This is a genomic window from Sphingobacterium kitahiroshimense, from assembly GCF_025961315.1.
In the GTDB taxonomy this organism is placed as follows: domain Bacteria; phylum Bacteroidota; class Bacteroidia; order Sphingobacteriales; family Sphingobacteriaceae; genus Sphingobacterium; species Sphingobacterium anhuiense.
Genome location: NZ_JAOQNK010000001.1, coordinates 4,469,312 through 4,495,787, shown reverse-complemented (window position 1 = coordinate 4,495,787; position 26,476 = coordinate 4,469,312). Strand labels below are relative to the sequence as shown.

Annotated in this window: 17 protein-coding genes and 5 tRNA genes; 6 read left to right on the top strand and 16 right to left on the bottom strand. The window is 36.3% G+C overall.

Annotation, left to right across the window (positions count from 1 at the left end):
* Window positions 1-2 precede the first annotated feature (2 nt).
* The 3 genes from M2265_RS19515 to mnhG are packed head-to-tail and all read left to right on the top strand — an operon-like array spanning window position 3 to window position 1,136.
* On the top strand, window positions 3-479 hold the full coding sequence (locus tag M2265_RS19515) for a Na+/H+ antiporter subunit E (protein WP_021191306.1): 477 nt from the start codon (window positions 3-5) through the stop codon (window positions 477-479).
* On the top strand, window positions 476-751 hold the full coding sequence (locus M2265_RS19510; RefSeq protein ID WP_021191305.1) for a cation:proton antiporter: 276 nt from the start codon (window positions 476-478) through the stop codon (window positions 749-751). The genes M2265_RS19515 and M2265_RS19510 overlap by 4 nt, the downstream gene beginning before the upstream one ends.
* Entirely contained in the window at window positions 744-1,136 is a 393-nt protein-coding gene (gene mnhG, locus M2265_RS19505) for a monovalent cation/H(+) antiporter subunit G (RefSeq protein ID WP_132769148.1), read from the top strand. Before M2265_RS19510 ends, mnhG begins: the two co-directional genes overlap by 8 nt.
* Here the strand turns inward: mnhG and M2265_RS19500 are convergent.
* The gene (locus M2265_RS19500) at window positions 1,126-2,220 is read right to left on the bottom strand and encodes a lactonase family protein (RefSeq protein ID WP_021191303.1); all 1,095 of its coding nucleotides are present in this window, start codon (window positions 2,218-2,220) and stop codon (window positions 1,126-1,128) included. The genes mnhG and M2265_RS19500 overlap by 11 nt on opposite strands.
* 360 nt (window positions 2,221-2,580) lie before the next feature.
* Here M2265_RS19500 and M2265_RS19495 point away from each other — a divergent pair, with 360 nt between their 5' ends.
* Window positions 2,581-3,930: a peptidylprolyl isomerase gene (locus tag M2265_RS19495; protein ID WP_132769150.1), complete on the top strand. Its 1,350-nt coding sequence runs from the start codon at window positions 2,581-2,583 to the stop codon at window positions 3,928-3,930.
* 84 nt (window positions 3,931-4,014) lie between these two features.
* Here the strand turns inward: M2265_RS19495 and M2265_RS19490 are convergent, their stop codons facing one another.
* From M2265_RS19490 to M2265_RS19435, 12 genes are all read right to left on the bottom strand, one after another.
* Complete coding sequence (locus M2265_RS19490; protein ID WP_132769152.1) at window positions 4,015-4,899, bottom strand: DUF4440 domain-containing protein; 885 nt, start codon at window positions 4,897-4,899, stop codon at window positions 4,015-4,017.
* A 32-nt stretch (window positions 4,900-4,931) separates the two neighbouring features.
* A complete protein-coding gene (cysS, locus tag M2265_RS19485; RefSeq protein ID WP_132769153.1) occupies window positions 4,932-6,398 on the bottom strand; it encodes a cysteine--tRNA ligase in 1,467 nt (488 codons plus the stop codon).
* 19 nt (window positions 6,399-6,417) lie between these two features.
* Complete coding sequence (gene der, locus M2265_RS19480; RefSeq protein ID WP_021188677.1) at window positions 6,418-7,719, bottom strand: ribosome biogenesis GTPase Der; 1,302 nt, start codon at window positions 7,717-7,719, stop codon at window positions 6,418-6,420.
* 428 nt (window positions 7,720-8,147) lie between these two features.
* The gene (locus M2265_RS19475; RefSeq protein ID WP_132769155.1) at window positions 8,148-9,881 is read right to left on the bottom strand and encodes a RagB/SusD family nutrient uptake outer membrane protein; all 1,734 of its coding nucleotides are present in this window, start codon (window positions 9,879-9,881) and stop codon (window positions 8,148-8,150) included.
* A gap of 20 nt (window positions 9,882-9,901) precedes the next feature.
* Window positions 9,902-12,976: a SusC/RagA family TonB-linked outer membrane protein gene (locus M2265_RS19470; RefSeq protein WP_165905858.1), complete on the bottom strand. Its 3,075-nt coding sequence runs from the start codon at window positions 12,974-12,976 to the stop codon at window positions 9,902-9,904.
* A 290-nt stretch (window positions 12,977-13,266) separates the two neighbouring features.
* Window positions 13,267-14,901, bottom strand: coding sequence for a RagB/SusD family nutrient uptake outer membrane protein (locus M2265_RS19465; RefSeq protein WP_132769157.1), 1,635 nt, complete (start codon window positions 14,899-14,901; stop codon window positions 13,267-13,269).
* A gap of 17 nt (window positions 14,902-14,918) precedes the next feature.
* A complete protein-coding gene (locus tag M2265_RS19460; RefSeq protein ID WP_132769159.1) occupies window positions 14,919-18,020 on the bottom strand; it encodes a SusC/RagA family TonB-linked outer membrane protein in 3,102 nt (1,033 codons plus the stop codon).
* A gap of 375 nt (window positions 18,021-18,395) precedes the next feature.
* Window positions 18,396-18,468: transfer RNA gene (locus tag M2265_RS19455), tRNA-Met, on the bottom strand.
* Between the two features lie 49 nt (window positions 18,469-18,517).
* Window positions 18,518-18,590, bottom strand: a tRNA-Met gene (locus M2265_RS19450).
* 50 nt (window positions 18,591-18,640) lie between these two features.
* Window positions 18,641-18,713, bottom strand: a tRNA-Met gene (locus tag M2265_RS19445).
* Window positions 18,714-18,762: 49 nt separating this feature from the next.
* A tRNA-Met gene (locus M2265_RS19440) sits at window positions 18,763-18,835 on the bottom strand.
* A 49-nt stretch (window positions 18,836-18,884) separates the two neighbouring features.
* A tRNA-Met gene (locus M2265_RS19435) sits at window positions 18,885-18,957 on the bottom strand.
* A gap of 114 nt (window positions 18,958-19,071) precedes the next feature.
* Here M2265_RS19435 and era point away from each other — a divergent pair.
* The gene (gene era / locus M2265_RS19430) at window positions 19,072-19,950 is read left to right on the top strand and encodes a GTPase Era (protein WP_132769161.1); all 879 of its coding nucleotides are present in this window, start codon (window positions 19,072-19,074) and stop codon (window positions 19,948-19,950) included.
* A 107-nt stretch (window positions 19,951-20,057) separates the two neighbouring features.
* Here era and uvrC read toward each other — a convergent pair whose 3' ends face one another.
* Both uvrC and M2265_RS19420 read right to left on the bottom strand, forming a co-directional pair.
* The gene (gene uvrC / locus M2265_RS19425; RefSeq protein ID WP_132769162.1) at window positions 20,058-21,860 is read right to left on the bottom strand and encodes an excinuclease ABC subunit UvrC; all 1,803 of its coding nucleotides are present in this window, start codon (window positions 21,858-21,860) and stop codon (window positions 20,058-20,060) included.
* Window positions 21,861-21,933: 73 nt separating this feature from the next.
* Window positions 21,934-24,189 (bottom strand): transglycosylase domain-containing protein, encoded by a 2,256-nt coding sequence (locus M2265_RS19420; RefSeq protein ID WP_132769164.1) that lies wholly within the window; start codon window positions 24,187-24,189, stop codon window positions 21,934-21,936.
* A gap of 462 nt (window positions 24,190-24,651) precedes the next feature.
* Between M2265_RS19420 and M2265_RS19415 the strand changes: the two genes are divergently transcribed.
* Window positions 24,652-25,869: a TCR/Tet family MFS transporter gene (locus M2265_RS19415; RefSeq protein WP_132769166.1), complete on the top strand. Its 1,218-nt coding sequence runs from the start codon at window positions 24,652-24,654 to the stop codon at window positions 25,867-25,869.
* Here M2265_RS19415 and ispF read toward each other — a convergent pair.
* Window positions 25,866-26,345 carry a 2-C-methyl-D-erythritol 2,4-cyclodiphosphate synthase gene (gene ispF / locus M2265_RS19410; protein WP_021190240.1) on the bottom strand — a complete coding sequence of 160 codons (480 nt, stop codon included), beginning with the start codon at window positions 26,343-26,345 and terminating at the stop codon, window positions 25,866-25,868. The genes M2265_RS19415 and ispF overlap by 4 nt on opposite strands.
* Window positions 26,346-26,476: the final 131 nt, after the last annotated feature.

Sequence of the window (26,476 nt, the reverse complement as noted above, 5' to 3'; positions counted from 1 at the left end):
ATATGATCAAACAGTTTTTAATGAACCTGCTGCTTTCTTTTATTTGGGTAGCATTAACAGGTTCAATGTATTATACGAATTTTCTTTTTGGCTTCTTACTTGGTTTCTTCATTCTATGGGTCATGAACCGAAATGAAGTTGATCAGCGTTATTTTTACCGTGTCCCGAAAACGATTAGCTTTCTCTTTTTCTTCTTGTATCAAATGATTATAGCTAATCTACAGGTTGCTTACGACGTGATCACACCTAAGTATTTTTTTAAACCTGGAATTGTGAAATACAAGATGGATGCTAAGTCTGATTTTGAGATCAACTTACTTTCTACCTTTATCTCACTAACACCGGGAACATTAATTCTGGATATCAGCGAAGACAAAAAGATTTTATATATCCATGTCATGTACCTACATGATAAACAAAAATTCATGACAGAGTTGAAAAACAATGTTGAACGCAAACTTTTAGAAATTTTGAGATGAGCTTAACTGAATATTTAGATTATGTGATTCTGCCCATATTAATTTTGTCAACAGTAATTACATTTATACGTCTTTTCAAAGGACCGGATGTGGCCGATAGGGTTATTGCTCTAGATCTAATCATTACCACAGGTATTGGGATTATTACTGTCTATAGTATCACGACATCTCAAGAAATTTTTCTTGACGTGGCCATGATACTTGCCCTAATTGCCTTTTTAGGAACAATTGCCTTTGCCTATTATTTAGAAAAACAAGACTATAATGACTGATATTATTATTGCAGTGCTGAGTACCATCGGCGCCTTAGCGATTCTCTTCGCTTCCATTGGCATCCTTAGAATGCCTGACTTTTATTTACGCCTTTCTGTTACGGTTAAAGCTGCAACTCTAGGTGTTGGTTTGCTTTTGCTTTGTGCCGCAATTGTCTTTCCTGACGTCTCCGTCACAACAAAAACAATCGCAATCGCGTTCTTTCTAGTACTAACAGCTCCGGTTGCGGCGCATATGATTGGAAGGGTTGCCTATATAACGGGCATTAAATTGTGGAAAGGGACAATCACAGATGAATTAGAGGGTATGTATGATGAAGAGACACATGAATTAAAAAGTAATTCTGACGACTCTTCATCAACAGATGATAGCACTAAAAAATAATACAAACTGGAGCAGGAACACGAAGTGGTTTTCCAGTCTCTTTTAGAAGTCCTGTTTTTTCATCCCTGCTAAAAGTGATAATTTCGTTACTCGTTTGATTGGCTACCAATAGGAATTTACCGTCAGGGCTAAAATTAAAATTGCGCGGTCCTTTTCCAGATGTACTCTGATTTGCTACTTTGGTCAATTTTCCGTCTTTAGCAATAGCGAAAATTCCAATGGTATTAGCATCACCTCTGTTTGATGCATACAGAAATTTTCCGTCCGGAGATACTTTGATATCAGCGGCACCATTTTTCCCTGTAAACCCATCAGGATTAATATTAACAGATTGATCAAATAACCAATCTTGTCCATCCCGTTTGTATACAGCAATGTCTGCTGTCATTTCGAGTACGACATACATATGCTTTTCTTTCTTATCAAAGGCAATATGTCGAGGACCACCACCTGCTGAAGAGAATACTTCCGCAGGATCTGTACCCAATTTAACATCCTTTGATTTTGGATCAATTAATTTATAAATCGAAATTTGATCTAGACCTAAATCTTGTACAAAAAGTTCATTTCCTTTTTTTGAGAAAAACGCAGAATGTACATGAGGGCCTTCTTGTCTAGCTTTGTCAACGCCTTTACCTTCATGTTGAACAAAATCTTTTAGATTACCGATAACACCATTGGGTTCTAATCCGTAAAGTACAAAAGAGCCACCACTATAATTAGAAGCTGTGATCAGGTTTTTATAAGGACTTACAGAAACATGACAGGGTGCATCTCCTTTTGTAGGAACTGTATTTAAGATTGTAAATTTACCTTTGTTATAAGAATATGCAGTTAAACTTCCTTTATTATTTCCCTGCTCACTAACAGCATATAAAATATTATCCTTTCGAGCTAGAAAAGAGGGATCCACTAATGGAGTGGTCGATACTAGCGCTATTTCACCCGTTTTTACATTAAAATCAAATGCATAGATTCCTTTACTTTCGGTGTTAGAGGTATAAGTACCTACAAACATGGAAATATTTTGCGACCAACCAAAAAAAGGAAAACAGGTCAAAATAAAAAGTATAATTTTTTTCATGATTTCAAAATTAAAATTTTGTGGGAAAATGTAGTGTTAAATTTGGTTAAAACTACTTTTACTACCTTGTAAATACTTATTTTAGCTGTTCCAGAGCCGTTCAATATGTTATTATTCATAATAAGCATATAAACGGGATAAGACCTCGGAAATAATATTCAAATAAAATTAAGAATAATTAATATATTCTAATAATTTTGTGCAAGCTTTCAGAACTTTAAGTTTGAACAGTTATATTTTTAAAAAGCATTTAAATTACATTCCACGAATGAAACCATCATGGGCTTATAATAGCTTACAAACCGCGAGTAGTAACCAGCTCATGATAGCTTCATCACCATTAAAAGACATATTATTCTAATGAAAAAAAACTTATATACGTTGCTATTATTGGTATTTGTGACAGCACAAACAGTATTTGCTCAAAAACAAGTAATCGATCGAGTAGTTGCGACAGTAGGATCTGGTATTATTTTACAATCAGATGTTGATATGCAGTATGCACAATATCTTTCAGGGGGTAATAAACCAAATGCAGATTTCAAATGTGAAATGCTACAACAGTTGTTAACACAGAAATTACTTTCTCAACAGGCGGTAATTGACTCCATCGAAGTGGGCGAAACTGAAGTTGATGATAACCTAAACAGCCGACTACGCTATATGTCTCAACAAGCAGGTGGTCAAGAAAGATTAGAAAAATTCTTAAACAGATCTCTGTTGCAATACAAAGAAGATATGCGTCCTAGTATATATGAGCAATTGAAAGCAAATAAAATGCGTCAGAATATTGTTCAAAAAGTGGACGTTACACCTATTGAGGTAAAACGCTATTTTGAAGGACTAAATACCGATAGTCTACCTTATTTTAATACAGAAGTAGAAATTGGTGAAATTGTTATGTTCCCTAAACTAACTGTTGAAGAGAAAGCTGAGTTTAAAGCAAAAGCAGAGGGACTTCGAAAACAGGTTACAGATGGTTCTGATTTTGGTACAGTTGCACGTTTATATTCTGAAGATGGATCTGCTCCTTACGGTGGTGATTTAGGTTTTAATACACGTGATAACTGGGTTAAGGAATTTGCTGCAATGGCTTTTAAATTAAAAGCGGGTGATGTTTCTCCTGTTTTTGAAACAAAGTATGGTTTCCACTTTTTACAAGTATTAGAAAGACGTGGAGAAGAAGTGCATGTTAGGCATATTTTGATTAAATTTAAACCAACAGCTGCTAGTATTGAGCGTACCCAAGCAAAGATGGATAGTATCTACAACTTAGTGACAACAGGGAAATTGGATTTTTATCATGCAGCAACAACTAACTCTGACAGTGAAGAATCTAAATTCAATGGAGGAATGGTCCTTAACCAAGAAGGGGAAAGCCGTTCAACATTAATACCTGTAGATAAATTAGAAGCTTCTGTATTTCAAGCTATAGATCCATTAAAACCTGGAGAATATTCTAAACCGGCACAATTTACAGATCGTACAGGTGAAATTGGTCTACGATTCAATTATCTAAAATCACGTATTGCTCCTCATAAAGCAAACTTAGATGAGGATTTTGTAAAAATCAAAGAAGCTGCACGTCAAGATAAAGTAAACCGCAAATTGAATACCTGGTTTGAATCTAAGAGAGAGAACACATATATCAATATTGCCGATGACTTTAAAGACTGTAATGAACTTAAAGTTTGGATCTCCAAAAAGTAAATAGATCTCTTACTAAGATAAAATAGAAAGGGCTTCAAAATTAATTTTGAAGCCCTTTCTATTTTATAAATAATGTACAGAATATTATCTTTCGAACATCATTTCAACAAGTATATTCCAATTTGCTTTAGATACATCGTCCTTCGCGAGTTCACTCAACTTCCAAATACGGATATAATTGTATTTAACAACCTTATCCTTAATATTAACAGTTGCAGTACCGAATGAATATGCATATTCACCGCTATATGCTCTCCCTACTTTTTCAGGAGTAGTTAGAATATTAATCCGGGATTTCTTTAAGTATGCTAATATTTCTTTTTTACCCTCTATCGGTTGGATCCAAGGAAAAAGAAATCTTGCATCTTCATTCAAAAACTCTTTATAGCCCGCTTGATTATCCGCTTTAAGAACTGTCGACAAAAGCTTATCGGTTTCAAAAACAATCTCTTTACGTTGATCTAAACGTACCTGAGAACGATGTTTCAAATACCAAGCTTCACTAGGTTCATAAAACTCCAGTTCAGAATTTTCCTTATTGCCAAAATTTTCGACTTCAGCACGAATATCCACCAGCCATTTACCTTTTTTATTTCTTTTCCAGACCGTTAAGTACTGTCCAAAACGTTTTCTCGCTCCTACTTTCTGAAATTCCATCGGACCAGTAGTAACGCCAAATTCTTGACTTTTTGAAACCATCGCTAGCGCTGGTTCCCAAGTTAGTACATCGGGTATATTCGGCCTATTATTAAGATAATCTAAAGCATTGACCTCGGAAGGAACAAAAAATTTAGACTCTTTATCGACAATCGACAGAAAAGCCTGATGCGGAGTAGTTGTCTTAGAAATCAACGCAGCCTCTTTGTCGGCATTGATTAAACTACCTACTTTATCGGGAACCTGTGCATACACTTGTGCTGAAAAGGCACTCATGAAAACTATTGCCGACATTTTATTCCATATATTCATGTAATGTCTTTATTTTAATTGGACACTAACTATCAAATCTTATTCCAAAGCGTTCCATCTTTGCTATCTTTTAATTGAATACCGATAGCATTAAGTTCCTCACGAATACGATCAGATGTAGCAAAATCTTTATTTTGCTTAGCTCCATCACGTAATTTGATCACAATAGCCATGATTTCATCCACATTATCAGTGCTCGATAATTGATCATCTTGCAAGCCTAGAATATCAAAAATAAAATGTTGTACAAATGCTCTTAACTCTTCTAGATCAGCAGCACTGATAGCTGCTTTTCCATCGTAAATAGAATTAATCGAACGAACGACTTCAAACAATTCTGCAATTAAGATAGGGCTATTGAAATCATCATCCATGGCAGCATAACATTTCGCACGTAAATCAGCTACATCAACAGCAGACTTACCTTTTGAAGGTTTCAGCTTATCCAATAGATTTACCGCTGTCATAAGACGCTTGAACCCTTTATCTGCAGCATCAAGTGCCTCATTTGAGAAATCCAATGTGCTTCTATAATGCGCTTGTAACATAAAGAAACGAACAGCCATAGGTGAATATCCACGTTCCAACAAAGGATGATCACCGGTAAACAACTGATGAGGTAAAAAGCCATTTCCTGAAGATTTAGACATACGTGCTCCATTTACCGTTAACATATTGGTATGCATCCAATATTTGGCAGGTGCAGTATGATTACATGCTTCAGACTGAGCTATTTCGTTTGTATGATGCGTTGCTGCCAGATCCATACCTCCACCATGAATATCAAACTGATCGCCTAAATATTTACGGCTCATCGCCGAACATTCAATATGCCAACCCGGAAATCCAACACTCCAAGGTGAAGGCCAGCGCATAATATGTTCTGGCTTAGCTTTGATCCATAATGCAAAATCCAGACGGCCATGTTTTTCATCTTGGCCACCAAGCTCACGTGTATTATTCAACATATCTTCCAGCTTACGATTAGTCAGAATAGTATAATCGTAATCTTTCACATATTTCTCTACATCAAAATATACAGTCCCATCTACTTCATAAGCATAGCCATTAGCAATGATCTTTTGGACCATTTCAATCTGCTCAGAAATATGTCCTGTAGCGGTCGGTTCTATACTTGGAGGTAAAGTATTAAAAAGACGAAGCACATCGTGGAAACCAAGAGTATATTTTTGAACAATCTCCATCGGTTCCAATTGCTCCAATTTTGCCTTTTTAGCAAACTTATCATCACCTTCATCATTATCCCCTTCCAAATGGCCTGCATCGGTAATATTACGTACATAACGAACTTTAAATCCGAGATGTTTTAAATAACGAAATATCAAATCAAATGACACAAAAGTCCGACAATTTCCTAAGTGAACATCACTGTATACAGTAGGCCCACAAACATACATCCCTACTAAAGAGGGATGTAATGGTTGGAATTTTTCTTTCTTACGTGTTAACGTATTGTATAAATGAAGATTGTTTTCCATGTCTAGAAAATAGCTGTTTCTATTTTTGTCTAAAATATATTTGAATTGGAACACCTTCAAAATCGAAGTGCTCACGTAATTTATTTTCGATATAACGTTTGTACGGATCTTTTACATACTGTGGTAAGTTACAGAAGAATGCAAACATAGGTGTACGTCCTGGTAATTGCGTTACGTATTTTACCTTGATATATTTACCCTTTAAAGCTGGTGGAGGATAATTCTCAATCACCTGCAACATCACTTCGTTCAATTTTGAAGTAGGTATTTTTTTCGTTTTATTCTCATAAACTTTTGCTGCTACTTCTAGCGCTTTGAAAATACGTTGTTTTTCAGTGACCGAAGTAAAGACAATCGGTATATCTGTAAAAGGAGCGATTTTCTCTTTAATTCGAGCTTCAAACTCTTTCATCGTTTTATTGTCTTTTTCAATGGTATCCCATTTATTGACAATAATTACAATACCTTTTCTATTTTTTTCTGCCAAATGAAAAATATTGATATCCTGTGCTTCAATACCATCATTTGCATCTAACATTAAAAGGACAACATCAGAATCCTCTAATGCCTTGATTGTACGCATCACAGAGTAAAACTCAATATCTTCGTTTACCTTAGATTTACGTCTCAAACCTGCTGTATCAATCAATAAGAACTCATGTCCAAATTGCTTATAATGAATACGAATCGAATCGCGTGTCGTACCTGCAACAGGTGTTACAATATTACGATCAACACCTAATAAAGCATTTGTTAAAGAAGATTTACCTACGTTCGGACGACCTACGATTGTATATTTCGCTAATGTGGTATCATCTTCTTCTTCGTCTTCAAAAGTTGAAACTACAGCATCTAATAATTCCCCTGTCCCCGATCCTGTAGCGGAAGAAACATTATAAATTTCACCTAAACCAAAAGCATAAAACTCTGCAGAGTCATGGTGTAATTTAGCGTGGTCAACTTTATTTGCAGCAACATATACCGGTTTAGAACTTCTTCTCAAAAGATCTGCGATCTCATCATCTAAATCCGTAATACCTGTTGTTACATCAACCATAAAAATGATCGCTGATGCTTCTTCTATTGCGATATGAACCTGGTCACGAATTGCTTCTTCAAAAACATCATCCGATCCATGTACAAACCCACCAGTATCAATTACTGTAAACTTTTTCCCAATCCATTCTGCCGTTTCATAGTGACGGTCGCGCGTCACTCCACTAAAGTCATCAACAATAGCTTTTCTACTCTCCGTCAGACGATTAAAAAGCGTGGATTTCCCAACATTTGGACGACCTACAATTGCAACAATATTTGCCATATTTTTACTATATATTATTCTCGTTACCTCACGGCAACTTATTTAAATACAATTTAACTCAGTGGGCAAAGTTACATAATATACCTGGTATTTTTGAAAATCAATCTAATCTTATCGTAAACAATAAGATTTTTATTATCATATTTTACAACTGAGCTAAGACTATCAAACAAACTTGCTATCAGTCCGTAAGTATTCTTTTAATTGAAATTCAATTAAAAGAATATAAGCTTACCAAAAAGTATCCTAAAAGGGATTCAATAAAAAAAGTCCCAAATAGCTGGGGTGTTCTAAAACACTAAATTTCATTTATTCTAATTCATAAAATCGTTTTCGCGAAAATTCTAGCAATCATAATTATTAAACATAAAAAATGGCTTTGCAAAATTGCAAAGCCATTACTTTATTCATCAAAATCTAAACTTAAACTATTGAGTTGGATTTTGTGTTAATACACCAGGGTAAGAATTAATCGCAGACTGTGGTATAAAGTATACTACACGAAAGTCTGTCGGAGCAATAACCTCTGACTGATTGTGCGGTCCCGGATATTGACGCGTCAAGGCTTCACCGTTACGAAATACATCATAGCTACGTTCTGCTTGAAATGCTAATTCCAATTCACGCTCTTTATCAATTAATTTACTTGCATTTGAAGCATTTAAAGATGAATAAGCACCATTCGTAATTGAGCGGGTTCTTATTTTATTTAAATCCGCTAAAGCTGCACTGTAATTACCTAGTTTTGCTTGTGCTTCTGCTCTATTGAGATAAACCTCTCCTAACCTGCTGATGACAGGTGAATGTAATTGCGAATTTTCACCTTCTTTAGAACATTTGGTGATGTAAAACTGAGGATATACACGGTTCAAGGAAATATAGTAATCCAGTACACCTTTGTAGGTTTTACCATCTTTATATATCAAGCTATAAGTTCCCTGACCTGCATCAATTACAGTTAATGCATATGATATTCTTTTCTCCTTCTCCGTTTTCGTTTCTGGGATTACTTCTACAGCATTGATTGCATTTCCAACTCGTTCAATAACAAATTGAGCATAGTTTAACGTACTCACTCCATCTTCTTTTACAAAACGAAACACTTCAGAATACTTACCTGTTTTTTCATCTTTTGCATAAGTAGGTTCTATAAAAGATGCTCGAGCATCAACGATGCGATAATTATCTGGACGCCAATCGTTACGACCGGTTTCATTCAATAAATCAATGTATTTAGCACTTGCATACATCTCACCCCAGCCCATACCTCCAATATTGGAATACATACCACCAATACCATAATAATGATCATCACCCGAAAATTCAGATGCTACTCTTTTAACTGCGAAAATAGTCTCGTTATTATTTTCTGGTGTGAACGTATTATATTTCATAAATCGCTCTCTTTCCAACAATGAATAAGATCCAGAGTTGATTACCTTATCCGCATACTCAACAGACAATCTTGCATATTCTGCATTGGGTGATTGATATGTACCACTCATATATAGATAAACACGGGATAACATCGCTTGAGCTGCTCCCTTAGAAGCATAAATATTACCTTTATTAATTGTCAACAAAGACTCCGCTTTCTTCAGATCGCTTATCGCTTGCGCATAAGTTTCTTTAACAGTTGAACGGTCTGGTAAATGTAAATTATCAAATACATCATCCGGTGTACCATTTACAATAGGCAAACCTAGATTTGTTTCTGGATTTTGATAATAAGGACGTCCATATGCACGAACCAAATAGAAATACATCATCCCGCGGATATAGTAACATTCTCCTAATTGATTGTCTTTTTCAGCACTTTCTCCCTCTTTTATAATTTTCATCACATTGGAAGATTGAGCAATTGCCTTATAACCTGCATTCCAAAATTCAGACAAACGTCCGTTATTCGGAGTACGTGCATAAGAAATAAACTCATAAAATGCATCCGTTGAGGCACCCCTAATCATCATATTATCTCCTGCATATTCCCCTGCGCGATGCATCGGGTCTGACCATGCTTTTAATTGTGCATAAGCACCATTGATCATCGCGTCTGGATTATTCGCAATAACATCCGAATCCATTAAGTTATGGGGTAACCTATCTATATTACATGACGTAAAGCTAGCAGCTGCTAATAATACAAATAATATCTTTTTCATAAAATTTTTTCCTCTTTTAACTAAAATGTCACATTAAGACCAAACATAAATTTACGTGTAGCAGGATAAATAGCAGGTCCTGCAGAACCCAATATAGCACCTGAATCATTCACAGACATTTCAGGATCTACACCTGAGTAATTTGTAATGGTAAACAAGTTCTCCCCCGTAAAGAACAAACGAACATTTTTCAATTTATACTGTTCCAATTTCAAATTATATCCTAAGGTTAAAGAACGCAACCTTAAAAAATCACCATCTTCTAAATAACGAGTTGAAGTAGAATTTCCTTTATCGTTATTATTGTATTTCGCAATAGGATGTGTTGCTATATCTCCCGGTTTTTCCCAACGGTTCCAGCCATCTTGCAATTTCATTTGATTTCTATCTGTATATGTTCCATCCGAATCGTATTCTTGACGAGAATAGTTATAGATTTTTCCACCAATTGAATAGCCAAACGAAGCATTTAAATCAAATTGCTTATAAGTTATTCCAGTATTGAATCCTCCAAATAGATCTGGCGATGCTTTTCCTGCTTTCTGTAATGTTGCTGCAGAATAATTAGAGGTCTTTACTTGAGTTTGATTACCATCTTGATCGGTTTCAACTTTATACCATTCGGGAGCACCTGTCTCTACATTCACTCCAGCCCATATCGGCATATAATAGGTATCAACAGGTAAACCAGGTTCTAAAACACGATTAGCAGAACCAGCGATGCCTAAACCATCACCAATGATAAGTGGTCTAACAACGTCATTTCCACTAGCATCCTTACTCTTAATCAATTGTGTCAGTTTATTTTTATTGTGACCAATATTGATATCCAGACTCCACGTAAAGTCATTTTTTCGAATGATATCTCCACCTAAAGTAAGCTCAATACCTCTATTTTGCATCTTACCGATATTCTTATACACAGAAGTAACTCCAGTTAATCCACTAATTGGCACATTATATAAGATATTATCGGTTTTTTTATCATAGTAGTCAAAACTTACACGAGCACGATTACTGAACATCGATGCATCAAATCCTGCCCCTGTAGTAAACGTACGCTCCCACGTCAGATTCTTGTTTCCAATCCGATAAATCAAAGCGCCCGAAGTCTCATTATATCCGGATGATGATGATACAGAATATAAGCTATATTGTGGATACAACTCACTAGGGCGGTTACCGACAGAACCATAAGAAGCACGAACTTTTAAATTATCAACCCATGAGGCATTGAACCAATTCTCGCGATTGATATTCCATCCTCCACTCACAGAGAAGAAATTTCCGTATTTCGCATTGTCACCAAAGTTAGAAGCGCCATCACGACGGAAAGACAATTGTCCTAAATATTTACCATCGTAAGCATAGTTTGCATTAGACAAGAAAGATTGAACAGCCCATTCATTGATCGCTCCTTTAGTTCTTTCTGGTCGAGAAACAACATCAAGCACTTCAAATCCTGGAATAAATCCAGTTCCATATACATCTAATGTCTTAGACCAATAATCATTGAATTCATATGCTGCTAATGCGTTCACAGCATGCTTGCCCCAAGATTTATTGAATTTTAATATTTGGCTGGTGTAACGTCGTGCATATTCCGAACGATAATCGGTTAAACGTCCTTTTACACTTTCTCCACCATTAGAGCGTGGATCAGTATAACCAGCAGCACTATACGTGTTATAGCGGTAGTTATTAACAGACGAAAATGTTAGCCAATTCGTGAACTTGATATCAAAGTCCATATTACCACTGAATTCATAATTTGTGTTGGCGCTATGATCCCATTGTAAATCGTAAAGGTAGTTTGTACTCGCACTATTTACCCAGCTACTTGAACGGTGACCAACCAAGTTACCATTAGCATCATATGGACTGTCCCAAGGGAAATTTGAATACATAGCAGTTGTAGAATACTGTCTATCTTCAACTCCACGACGTGCCCCCACCAATGTTGGTTTAACAGTCAACCATGTGGTAGGCTTATAAACTGTATTCATACGGAAGTTATAACGATCGTATTCATAACCTTTTACAGCACCTACTTCATTATAATAACCTAATGACAAGTAAGACTGCAACTTCTCCGTACCACTTTGAATCGAAACATTATGATTTTGCGTAAATCCTTGCTGAGTAGCTACTTTCCACCAGTCAAAATTGCTATCTCTTAAATCTGCATTCCAACGTGGAAATTTGATTGCACTTTGGTTAGCAAAAGAAGCATAGTAATCATACAATTCTGCACCGTTCATCATTTTCATATTACCATTGGTAAGCTGATTGAATCCCATTTTTGTAGAAAAACTGATTGAAGTGCCGCTTGCAGATGGGTTCTTAGTCGTTACGACAACTACACCATTTGCGCCTTGAGAACCATAAATAGCAGTGGAAGCTGCGTCTTTCAAAATTGTTAATGTTGCGATATCATCTGGATTTAAATCTCCAGCACTAGATCCAAGAATTACACCATCTACGACCCAGAGCGGACTAGTTGTACCACTTAAAGTAGCTTGACCACGAATCACGACTCCTCCTTTTGCACCTGGCTGACCCGATCCGGGGGCAACATAAACACCAGCAGCTTTTCCATTTAACATATTCTCCACATTCGGAGAAGTTGTACCTCTCAATTGATCACCCTTTACAACTTGTAGCGCTCCTGTTAGACTCTCTTTCTTTTGAGTGCCATAACCTACAACTACAACTTCTTCAAGTGCTTGATTGGACTCTTGTAACTGCACATTTAAAAATGCACCTTCCACTAGTTTTTCAGTTTTGTTAAATCCAATGGCTGAAAAAATCAAAGTTTGACCAACTTCAACTTGAAGAGAATAGCGACCATTAGCATCAGTTGAAGTCGCAAGAGTAGGTTTTTCTTTCACAGAAATAGTCACTCCGCTTAATGGGCCCGTACTTGATGTAACAGTACCAGAAACTTTCTGTTGCATACTATTACTTGTTACGCTAATCAAATTACCATAATCATTTGCCATCACCATATTTGGAGCTACAAGAGCAAACATTAAGGCAGATGTAATCGGGTAAAATTTAGTCGTAAAAAAAGGTTTTGTAAATCTTTTATTCATAAACTTAATTTCAAGATAATCAGTATATTAGTTAATTATCATAATTTATACAGTGCAAAATAGCGTAAAGATTACTTAATATAAATTTAATATGTAACGAAATCGATTGCATAAATTCACGCAAACGATTGTTATGAAAACTAAAATATAGTTATCTCAGAAACTACCCAATCATAGCGCTTATACAAACTTCTTCATAATGAAATAACTGCTCGGCTATTATATCACAATAAACAATAAAAGCAGGTATTTATAGAGATACCTGCTTTTATTAATCGGGTTAAAATAAATTAATAACCTGTGTTCTGTTTCAAAACTCCATAAGATAAATCAATTTGGCTTTGCGGAACAGGCATTAGATATAATCTATCATTCCAAACTCGCTCTTGAGCTAGCCCATTTTTTACATCGTAAATATTTTTCATTACATCAGGAGCGGTTTTCCAACGACGAATATCATAATAGCGCACGCCTTCTAACACCAATTCAACAGCTCTCTCATTACGAATTAATTCCCTTAACTTACCTTGACTTCCATATGCTCCGCGATCGACTTTAGGCAAACCTGCACGAACACGAAGTTGGTCCAAAGCATCAAAAACTGTTGCATCTGGTCCAGATTTTTCATTTTGAGCTTCTGCGTAGTTAAGTAAAACTTCAGCATAACGAATTAGGATAACATTAGCATAAGAATCAATCTGATCTCTATTAGATGTTGGATCTACTAATTTCCTAAAATTATATCCTGTTATTGACATATTAGATTTACCACTGCTCCAAGTAAACTTATATCCTCCTTCTTTTGTTAAAGCATTCCAAGGCGCTGTCTCAAATAATATAGAGGCATAAAAACGTGGATCACGATTTTTAAACTCCTTCACAAAATCAGCCTTATCCGCTTTTGCATAATTAGCAGCTCTTACTTCAGCACTCACAGGCTTGATGGATTCTCCCGTCTTAAAATTAACATAAAGATCAACTAAATTCTGTGTTGGTGTTAAAGAACTCCAGCCGCCCACAGCACCTTCTCCTAGTAAGGTATTATTCAATTGAGATTGAGCGACACGAATATATTGTCTATCCAAAATCACTTCACTGTTACCTTCATTTTCAACCTGAAAGATACCTTCATAACTTCTAAGCCCTAATCGAAACTTTTTCTCATCATCAGCATTTTCAAAATCAACAAATTGCGCATAATTATCTTTTTTATTTAATTCTGATTCAGCACCAGCATGAAACAATCCATATCCTAAGCCCATTACTTCCTTGGCTGTACGTGCAGCCTCCTCCCAATTATTCTCCATCAAATATAATCGCGATTGTAAAGCTAAAGCGGCACCTTTCGTAATCCTTCCCTTTTCAGAAGAGTATGACGCAGGCAATTTTGCTGAAACTTCTTGTAATTCCTTAAACAAGAAATCAAGTACTTCCTTCTTCGCAACGCGAGGAACATTAGATTCTTCCTTAGTCAAGACCTTAGTCACCAAAGGAATATCTCCAAATTTCTCTACCATAGGGATATATAGATAAGCACGAATAAAACGAACTTCAGCTTTATAACGCTCTTTAAGCGTTTCATCCATGACAGCTTTATCTACATTTTCTAAAAAATAATTACATGTTCGGATTGGAATATAACTCCAGCCTGCATCGATGTCTGCACCTAGCGAGCCAGATGATATTGCCGTTGAAGCACTTTCCCATGGGTATTGAGCATGAACCAAATCTGAAGCTCCATCATCATACATACCATCAGATAGTTTTCCATAAATAGCGTTTACCGCTAATTTCACATCATTTTCAGTTCTCCAAAATTCTTCCTCCGGAACCTTGTTAACAGGTGTACGGTCTAAAAAATCTTTTGAACAGGCTCCAAATAACAGTGTTGTTGCTAATAAGGGATATAATATATGTCTTTTCATTGCTTTTCTATTAAAAATTAAAATTTAGCGGTTAAACCAACAGAAATTGTTTTCACACCCGGATAACTTGCTCTTCCCGAACCAGTTTCCGGATCAAAATCGCCAAGACGCTTATCCGCCATAATAGTAAATGGATTATTAGATGAAGCAAAGAAGCGTAATTGAGACATTTTGATATTACTCAACATTTCTTTAGGAAATGTGTATCCGACCGTAATGGCACGAATTCTGAAATAGTTACCACTAAACAACCAAAAATCTGATGTTTTATAATTATGAGGAGCATCACCTGTCAATGTGATTCTCGGAAATGGAGCATCCGATACATTATTTTCTTCGGACCAACCGTTTGACCAGCTCTTCTTAATGTTAGCACCATTGAAGAAAGGAAAGGAAGCCTCATTATCCAAATAAGTTTTAACTCCACCAACTCCATAAGTCAACACATCAATATCAAAATTTTTATAGGCAGCTCTGAAATTAAACCCATAATTGAACCAAGGAACATCATTACCTAAGATTGTACGATCCTCTGCATCAATTTTATGATCACCATTGATATCTACATATCGGATATCTCCTAATTTTGGTGTACCTCCCATTGCTTCATAATTGACATTCTTTAGCTCTTCCGCATTGGTAAACAATCCATCAGATTTATAACCATAATAGTCACCAACAGATCCGCCTACACGATTGATGTAGTAACCGTCGGTGATTTCATTTACATCACCTAAAGAAAGTATGGTATTTTTAATCTTCGAGATATTTCCCGATACCGAATATGTAAATTCATCACCTACTTTACCATTGTAAGTCAATGCAATCTCAATTCCTTTATTTTGCGTAGTCCCTTGATTATAATATGGTGTGTGATCTTTATCAAAGCCCGATGTAGACAAAGTTGCGGGTCTTAATAGTACATCCTCCGATTTTTTAACAAAATAATCAGCTACTAAATTAAACTTACCCCCTAAAAAAGTAGCGTCCAATCCAATATTCGACATCGTAACTTTTTCCCAGAGCGCAAGTCTATTAGCTCCATATTGCTGCTCTAATCCATCAACTGCTAATCCATCAAAGCTGTAAGCAGAATAACGATCCAAAAGATTATAATAATTACCTATCGCAACTGCATCTTGATTGCCCAATGTACCATAAGATCCTCTTAACTTTAATAAATCAATCCACTCCACATCCTGCATAAAAGATTCCTTATTGATATTCCAACCGGCAGAGAAAGATGGGAAAATTGCTCTACGAACTTCCGGAGCAAATCGAGAGGAGTAATCCATTCTCATGTTTGCTTCAAAGAGATACTTATCTTGGTACGAATAATTAAATCGGCCAAAAAAAGAACGCAATGCCCACTCATCTTGAGTAGTGCGGTTAGCAAGACCTTTATCATCTTTACTAATTTCGCCCGAACTACCGTTAATAATCGTAGAAGCATCGTTGTTAACAAAATTTTGTCTACCTAAAAATGCTTCCCTGTATACATTTGACTCCTCAGAAGCACCAACAGTCGCTTTCGCATAGTGATCTCCAAATCGACGCTCATAATTAATTGTTCCTTGCAACATTAACTCCTGACGTTTACCCCAAAATTCCTTTAGCTCATTGATTGCATTTACAGTAGAGGCCATGGGTTGTTTTGTAATGAAATTTATAACAGGATCTGTACGATTTATAAAATCAAAAGAATTTGTATTGGTATATTTCAAAGATATAGCCCCATCAATTGATAAACCTTTAAGCGGAGTTAAAGATGCGTTGGCAGCCATTTGTAAATAATTATCTCTATTATTACCCCTTCCACCTTCAGTAATGGCGCGCAATTGATTGTTTTTTGCAATTGTCGCGTTAGCAGCTCCATTTGAGATTGACCCCCATGAACCATCTGATTGACGTATTGAGGTAAAAGGAAGCGCTCTACCCATCTCAACCCAGCTTATAGCACTACCATTACGATCATAATCTTGCTTTAAAAAAGAAACATTTGTGTTAAATGTTAACAAATCCTTGATAACGGTCGTATTGGTATTCAATTTCATATTAATACGATCCTGTTTTCGTCCTGGTACTAAAGATTCTTGATCAAAATAGTTTAAGCCAAGATAGTAGTTTGTAATTTTTCCAGGAGCATTTACATTCAATCCAAAATCACGCTGAGGAGCGGAACCTCTCAAGACCTCTTTATACCAATCATTATTAGGATAATAATCAGGATCGGTTTGATTTTTAAATTTATCGATCACATCTTGCTTAAATGTAGGAGCTTTTCCCGCATTTACCATCGCCTTATTATGCAGTTCGGCATAACCTACAGCATCAGCATATTCTGGTAAATAAGTTGCACTTTGAAACCCGTAGTTTGCATTAAAACCTACGACAGCTCGGTCACCGCCACCACGCTTAGTCGTTACTAAAATAACACCATTAGCAGCTCGAGAACCATACAATGATGCAGAAGCAGCATCTTTTAGAACGGACATACTATTGATATCATTTGGACTCAATGCCGAAAATTCTGCACTAGTTGCTGGAATTCCATCAATAATAAACATCGGCGAAGGTGAACCTAAATTAGTTCTACCACGTACAGTTATTCCTCCAGAATTACTTGACGCGCCCGTACTAGAAGATTTTCCTACCTCACCTGGTCTACTCAAGACTGTCACGCCTGGTGATATACCTTGTAAAGCATTCTGCAATGAAGTTACAGGTCTATCTGCCAATTGCTTAGGGGTAATTGTTGCTACAGAACCTGTTAAATTTGCTTTCTTTTGGGTACCAAAAGCTACGATAACAACTTCATCTAATGCTGTATTTGAAGATGTTAATGAAATATTCAGATTTCCACCGGTATAAACCACCTCCTTGGGCTCGTATCCCACAATATTAAAAATAAGTATTTTACCTGTTTCTGCATTTAATTCAAATCCTCCTGCAGCATTAGTTGCCGTAGCATTACTTGTACCTTTCTCAGTAATAGTTACACCCGACAACTGATTTCCCTTGTCATCTGTAACATTACCCTTAACTTTAATTTTTTGTGCAAAAGTTGCACTCATAACTAAAGACAAAGCACAAGAAAGTATGGTAGCTCTTCTTTTCATAGGTTAATTTAATAATTGTAAATAATGATTTTGTATTGTATTTAAGTCAGTTGTTTACTATTTGTAAACACAATATTAAATCTATATTATTGAAAAAAAAAGAGCAAAAATCGAACAATCGATTGCATATATTGCCTAGACAACTTTATTAAAAAAATAATAAGTACTACATATAAATTGGTTGATAATCAGTAAAACACTAATTATCAAACTCTTTAGATTGAAAATAATATTCAAATAAAGAAAAATGAATCCCATTCATTAAAAAAGAATCTTTGTAACAATTAGAGGATTAAATCATAGGTATTGGGAAGGAGGTGGAAAAAATAAAAGACAAAAATAAACCCTTTAGCTTTTGACTAAAGGGTTACCAAGTAGCGGGAATCAGACTCGAACTGATGACCTTCGGGTTATGAGCCCGACGAGCTACCAACTGCTCCATCCCGCAATGTATTTTTAATGTCTTGGAGTCTGTGTCTTTCAACAGACTCTTTTAGTAGCGGGAATCAGACTCGAACTGATGACCTTCGGGTTATGAGCCCGACGAGCTACCAACTGCTCCATCCCGCAATGTATTTTCAATGTCTTGGAGTCTGTGTCTTTCAACAGACTCTTTTTAGTAGCGGGAATCAGACTCGAACTGATGACCTTCGGGTTATGAGCCCGACGAGCTACCAACTGCTCCATCCCGCAATGTATTTTTAATGTCTTGGAGTCTGTGTCTTTCAACAGACTCTTTTAGTAGCGGGAATCAGACTCGAACTGATGACCTTCGGGTTATGAGCCCGACGAGCTACCAACTGCTCCATCCCGCAATGTATTTTTAATGTCTTGGAGTCTGTGTCTTTCAACAGACTCTTTTAGTAGCGGGAATCAGACTCGAACTGATGACCTTCGGGTTATGAGCCCGACGAGCTACCAACTGCTCCATCCCGCAATATATTTTTAGTTCAATCGTCCTTTTTGTGTTAAAAAGCAAGATATCTTTACCTCCGAATTGGAGCACAAAGATATATTTTGTTTCTTTGTAATCCTAATTAAATTAAAAAAAATGTCGCATAAAGCAGGATTCGTAAGCATCATCGGTAAACCTAATGCAGGTAAGTCTACGCTAATGAACGCTTTAGTGGGTGAAAAGATGTCTATCATCACTCCTAAAGCTCAAACAACAAGACACCGCATTATTGGAATAGTCAATGATGAGGAGCACCAAATTGTCTTTTCAGACACACCTGGTATCATCAAACCAAACTATTCGTTACAAGAATCAATGATGAATTTTGTCCAAGGATCGCTGATCGATGCGGACATTATTTTACTTGTTACAGATATCAATGAAAAATATGATGAAAATGATGTTATTGAGAAATTAAAAAAAACAAGTTCTCCAGTAGCTGTTCTTATCAATAAAATTGATAAGTCTAACGAAGCTGAAGTGATGGCTAAAGTAGAGTTCTGGAAAGAAACGATCAACCCAGAAGTTATTTTTGCGGTATCAGCACTTCTTAATCATAATATCACTGGAGTAATGGACTATATCAAGGAAAAACTTCCTGTACATGCTCCTTACTATGAAAAAGATGAATTAACAGACAAATCAATGCGTTTCTTTGTTTCGGAAATGATTCGCGAAAAAATATTCAAACTGTATGACAAGGAAATTCCTTACAGTACTGAAGTCGTTGTTACATCTTATAAAGAAGAACCGAAGATCACTCGTATCGCTGCAGAAATCATTGTGGAGCGTGATTCACAAAAGAATATCATCATCGGTACCGGTGGATCAATGATTAAAAAAGTCGGCACGTACGCTCGCCAGGATATTGAGGCATTTATTGACAAAAAAGTCTTTCTTGAGGTTTTCGTAAAAGTAATTCCAGATTGGAGAAGTAAGAAAAATTACTTAAAAAGATTTGGTTATGACGACTAATGCTAGAAAATAGTTTTTAGTACAAATGTTAACCAGCATACAAAAGCCCCATTAGTGATCAACTTATTGGGGCTTTTCTCTTAATAAAAAATGCAAGACAAACGCGCTTAATTTCGCTTAAAATGTGCTAAAAGTGCCTGTAGCTGTTTTAAGTTCAACACTTTTCTCAACTCTTCTTCTGGAGCCTCTTTAATCTTCTTAACAGATTTAAAGGTAGTCAGTAATTTCTCTACCGTAGTCTTACCTATGCCAGGAATATCTTCGAGTTCAGATACAAAAGTTTTTCGGCTACGTTGATTTCTGTGAAAAGTAATTCCGAACCGATGGGCTTCATCCCGCAAGTGTTGAATGATTTTAAGAGTTTCCGATTTTTTATCCAAATAGAGAGGATATTGATCACCCGGATAATACAGCTCCTCCAGCCGCTTAGCAATACCAATTACTGTAACCTGTTTCTCTATCCCTAATAATCGCAAGCTTTTCAAAGCGGCCCCTAACTGCCCCTTACCGCCATCAATAATAATCAACTGAGGCAAATCACCATCTTCTTCCAAAACCCGCTTATATCGCCTATATACAGCCTCCTCCATCGTGGCAAAATCATTTGGACCTACTACTGTTTTAACATTGAAGTGTCGGTAATCCTTTTTTGATGGCTTACCATCTTTAAAGACTACAATAGCAGATACAGGATAACTACCTTGAATATTAGAGTTATCAAAACATTCAATATGCTGAGGCAAGACATTTAACCGCAAATCTTTCTTCATCTGCGTTAAAATACGATCTACACGTACATCTGGATTCAATTTCTCATAATGTAGCAATCGTTCTTTTTTAAAGAACGCTACATTCTTCAACGATAGATCCAATAGTTTTCTCTTTTCCCCTAGTTTTGGAACCGTAAATTTGATCTGATCATTTTCCTGAATATCCAGTTCAAATGGAACGATAATTTCTCGTGATAAGCTTTTAAACCGATCCCGGATCTCAGGAATCGCTAAAGCAAGAAGTTCTTGTTCAGTCTCATCCAGTCGCCGCTTCATTTCAACAGTCTGTGTTTGAATGATTACCCCGTTCATCACTTTTAAATAATTAACAAAAGCATAACTTTCATCCGATGCAATACTGAAAACATCAACATTCGTGATAGATGAATTAACAACCGTAGACTTACTCTGATACAGATCCAGTTTATCTAATTTCATCTTAAAGGAATGCGCCTTTTCGAAATTCATTTCCGATACTGCAGCAGACATCTGCTCTTTAATCCTATTCGTGACAACAGAAATTTTACCATTTAAAATATCTTTAATATCACTCAGATTCTGATCATAATCTTCTTCAGATTGATAACCTTCACATGGACCTTTACAGTTGCCAATCTGATATTCAAGGCAAATTTTGAATTTACCCCTAGCAATATTCTCCTGAGTCAGTGTCAAATTACAGGTCCTTAGCGGAAAAAGATCCCGGATTACGTCCAATACAATGTGCATCATCCCTACAGAGGCATAAGGACCATAATACCGAGAGCCATCTTTAATATATTTACGTGTCCAAAAAACTCGGGGAAAGCGTTCATTTTTAATGACAATCCAAGGATAAGTTTTATCATCTTTTAATAATACATTATACTTGGGCTTATGTTTCTTAATCAATGAATTTTCCAGCAACCATGCATCAATCTCCGTATCTACAATTGTAAAAGAAATACGGTTGATCTGACGAACTAATACACGCGTCTTACCGTTATGTTGCGTTTCATTCACAAAATAAGAACCAACCCGATTCCTGAGATCTTTAGCTTTACCGATATAAATCAGGACATCCTGTTTATCAAAATACTGATAAACCCCAGGCTTATGTGGAATTCTTTTAAGCTCCTCTTTATAATCAAACACGCTCATATATAACAAATAAGCCAGATAACAAATTTCGAAAAACTCAATTATCTGGCTTTATATCTTTATTTAATAAAATTTAAAAACCTAATCGATCATCATTTAAGTTTGATTCCGAACCCGTGCTGTCTGCTCCGGAGCTTCCGCCCCCTCCCCAGTACTTAGAACAGTCGACTACTCGCGTTAGCCCACCTTCAGGAAGTTCAAAATCGCCCTTCGTATAATTGAGGTTTTTATCTGCATACACCTTCTGCATATAAAGTGCAAATACAGGCATTGCTGCTGCAGCTCCCTGCCCGTCTTGCATATTCGCAAAACTAATACTACGATCTTCAGCTCCTGTCCAGACACCCGACACCAGTTCAGGAGTGATCCCGATAAACCAAGCATCAGCATTATCATTGGTTGTACCCGTCTTTCCTCCGATTGGATTCGTCAGATGATATTTCCATTGAATTCGTCTTCCTGTACCTTTCGAGACAACCGATTTTAACATGTCTACAATAATATAAGCAGACTCACTGTTCAAAGCCTTAACAACTTTAGGTGCCTTTTCATAAATAGGAGTTCCATTCTTATCTTCGATCCTCAAGATCGCATTAGGTTCAATCCAGGTACCATGATTTACAAATGCCGAATAAGCACCAACCATATCAAATACAGAAGCTTCATATGCTCCAAGTGAAATGGATGGATAGTTCGGGACATCACTGGTAATACCCATACGTTTCGTCAATGCAGCAACTGCCTCCGGTGTAACTTGATTCACCAAATATGCAGTCGCATAATTCTGAGACAAGGCCAATGCATTAGCTAAAGTAATCGGATTCCCACCTTCAGCTGTACCCCTTGGTGTCCAATTTCCATAAGTCTGTTGATAATTTGGAATACTGTAACATGGAGAGTAGCCATTATCAACTGCGACAGCATAAGTAAATGGCTTGGCAGTTGAACCGACCTGTCTCGTCCCCATTTTTACTTGATCATACTTGAAATGCTCAAAATTTATTCCACCGACCCAAGCCTTGATATGTCCAGTTTTTGGTTCCATCGACATCATTGCATTACGTAACATCAATTTATTGTATTTGATAGAATCAATCGGAGCCATAACAGTATCCACAGAACCCTTCCAAGTGAAAATAGACATCGGAACTTTTACCTGAAATGCTTTCTTGATTTCATCTTCAGAAAGTCCATTTTCCTTCAAAACACGGTAGCGTTCAGAACGTCGCATACCTGTCGTCAGTAACTTGGCTTTATCTCCTTTAAAAGGATCCTTATTTTTCCATTGTACAGCAAACTTACCCTGTAAAGATTTCATCCATTCTTTCTGGGCATCTTCAGCATATTGCTGCATGGACATATTAATTGTTGTATAAATTTTCAACCCATCACGATCCAGATCATAAGGTGTACCATCCGATTTGGTAATCGATAATTTTGAAAATTCTTTCTTGATTTCTTCTTTTAATACCGCACGAAAATAAGGTGCTAAACCTTCCCCATAATTGGCGATTTTCAATTGTAATCCCAATGGTTTAGCTTGTGCACTAGCCTCTTCCTCTGTAGAAATGAAATTTGCTTTATTCATATTGTCCAAGACTGTATTTCTACGCGCTAATGCGTTTTGCGGATACCTGACAGGAGAATAAACGCCCGGACCTTTCAGCATACCCACTAATAAAGCAGCTTGGTCTGCAGTAAGTTTATCAGGAGTTGTATTGAAATAAGTACGTGCGGCTGATTTAATACCATAGGTATTATATGCTCCAAAGTCCACTGTATTGAAATACATGGTGATAATCTCTTCTTTGGTATAATTACGCTCTAAACGAACAGCAGTTATCCATTCCTGAAACTTTTGAATGATACGCTTAGGAGCACTTTTAGCACGACCGTCTGAAAATAAATTAAGAGCTAATTGCTGTGTAATCGTACTCCCTCCTTGTTTATTTCCAGTTAAAGTGTGGAAAATGACCGTAAAAGTACGTGTATAATCAATACCGGAGTGATCGTAAAAACGCTTATCCTCTGTTGAGATCAAGGCATGTATCAAGTAAGGTGACAACTCACTATACTTCACATTTGACCTATTTTGAATATAATAAGTACCTAAAACCTTATTATCTTCCGTTATAACTTCCGAAGCTAAATTACTCTTAGGATTTTCTAAATCACTAAAAGACGGTAACTTTCCAAATAACCCCAGGCGAACACTAAATATAAATAGAAACCCAAAAGCTATTATTCCAATAATAAATTTCCAGAAATTACGTGTGTACCGCTTAATATCTTCTGGTTGCAGTTGGTTTTTTTTTGATTCTCTCTTCATTGAACCTTATTCTTTCTCGATTTGATCATTATAAAATATGATGACATATGCCTCCGCTACAATATCAGATAATGTGCCAAAGATTATGTGCATGACAACAAAGATATTACAAATATTTTGAGGAATCTTCATTCGATACAACATCCGTTAAAAAAACACTGAAAAAGAATCAATTACTACAAAAAAGAAACTTTAAACCAATCGCACATTTCAGTCTTTAAAACCATTTTCTAAATAAAACAGATCGCCTTTGATTGGTTCAAAAACAATCCTTAGGGTATGATCCTAATTTTTCAATATCGCTAAAGCTTGGTATTTCAGAAATTTAGTTTAGATTTAAAAACAAATCAATTGTCTGTCATTCGTGACAGGCAAAAACATATAGATTATTAAAATAAATGATAAAGCTATAGGCCAGTAAATCGTTTAAAAGCCTATCTAAAAAATAAAAAACAGTAAAATATGCAAGTCAACACTTCAAAAAGTCTATTTTTCATTTTTTTAACCGTACTAATTGACGTCATTGGTTTAGGTATTATTATACCTGTAATGCCTAAATTAATTGAAGAATTGATTGGCGGCACATTAAGTGATGCATCGCGATATGGTGGTTTGCTCATGTTTTGTTATGCATTAACTCAATTCTTCTTTGCATCCGTGTTAGGTAATCTCAGTGACCGATTTGGTAGAAGACCCATCCTTTTAATATCACTCTTAGGCTTTTCTATCAACTATTTACTCATGGGGTTAGCTCCAACCATCCTGTGGTTATTCATCGGTAGGTTTATAGCAGGTATTACAGGAGCCAGCTACACAGTAGCTGCTGCATTTATAGCAGATATCAGTTCGCACGAGAAAAAAGCTCAGAATTTCGGATTATTGGGAGCTGCATTTGGCTTAGGTTTTATAGTAGGTCCATTGCTAGGAGGGTTATTGGGGCATTATGGTGCCAGAATACCGTTTTTCGCAGCAGCATTATTAAGTTTTTTGAATTTCTTATATGGTTATTTTTTTATTCCAGAATCATTAAAAAAAGAAAACAGAAGACCTTTCAGATGGAAAAATGCAAATCCGGTAGGTGCCTTCAAGCAACTTGCTAAATACCCGCATCTAAAACAATTATTTTTTTGCATCTTTCTGATAAACATCTCTTCTCATGCCGTACAAAGTACTTGGTCATATTACACCATGGAAAGATATCAATGGGATGAAAGAATGGTTGGTATCTCTTTGGGTTTTATAGGTATGTTGTTGGCTATAGTTCAAGCCGGACTGATTCGAATTATTATTCCAAAATTGGGATTAGAAAAAAGTATTTTAATTGGATCTGGACTCTACGTGATATCGATGCCCTTAATGGGGATGGCATACGCTCCATGGTTAATTTTCCTAGCCGTAATACCCTATGTATTTGCGGGAATCGCAGGCCCAGCTATCCAGAGCCTTGTATCCAACGAAACGCCATCGAATGAGCAGGGACAGATACAAGGTGGATTAACAAGTATTATTAGCTTAACAGCCATTATAGGCCCTCCCGTCATGAGCTGGTTGTTTGCTCACTTTACAGATAAAAAAGAAGCCCTTTATTTACCAGGAGCTCCTTTCTATCTAGGATTCGTACTTACAGCAATCAGTTTTATTGTTGCCTGCTTCTTTTTTAAAAAGAAACAGAAAGTTTAAGCTTTTTCGATCAAACAAACAGCATATGCTACTACCCCCTCTTGTCTTCCGACAAATCCCATAGATTCATTCGTCGTTGCTTTGATCGAAATATCATCAACGTCCAAACCTGAGGCCTCCGATATTTTAGCCTTCATCTGTCCGATATACGGTTTAATTTTAGGAGCCTCCAGGCATAGCATAGCATCAATGTTCCCTATGGTATACCCCTTATCTCCAATTAGCTTAACACAATGTTTCAGTAAAACAAGACTGCTAATACCTCTCCATTGCTCATCTGTATTTGGGAAATGATAACCAATATCCTCTAAATTTGCGGCCCCCAGGAGCGCATCACAAATGGCATGAGCCAAAACATCCGCATCCGAATGGCCGAATGCACCAGCATGATGATCCAATTCTACTCCACCTACTATAAATGGATGCCCCTCTTCTAATTGATGGACATCAAAGCCAAATCCAACTTTAATTTTCATAATAAAGCTAAGGTAACATTTTAAATTATCATCCTTGCCATTAAATCAAACGCAAAACTTATTTGTTAACAATCAGATTTTAATCTAATATATAAGAGATCCTTCACTGATGATATTTCACAAAAAAATAG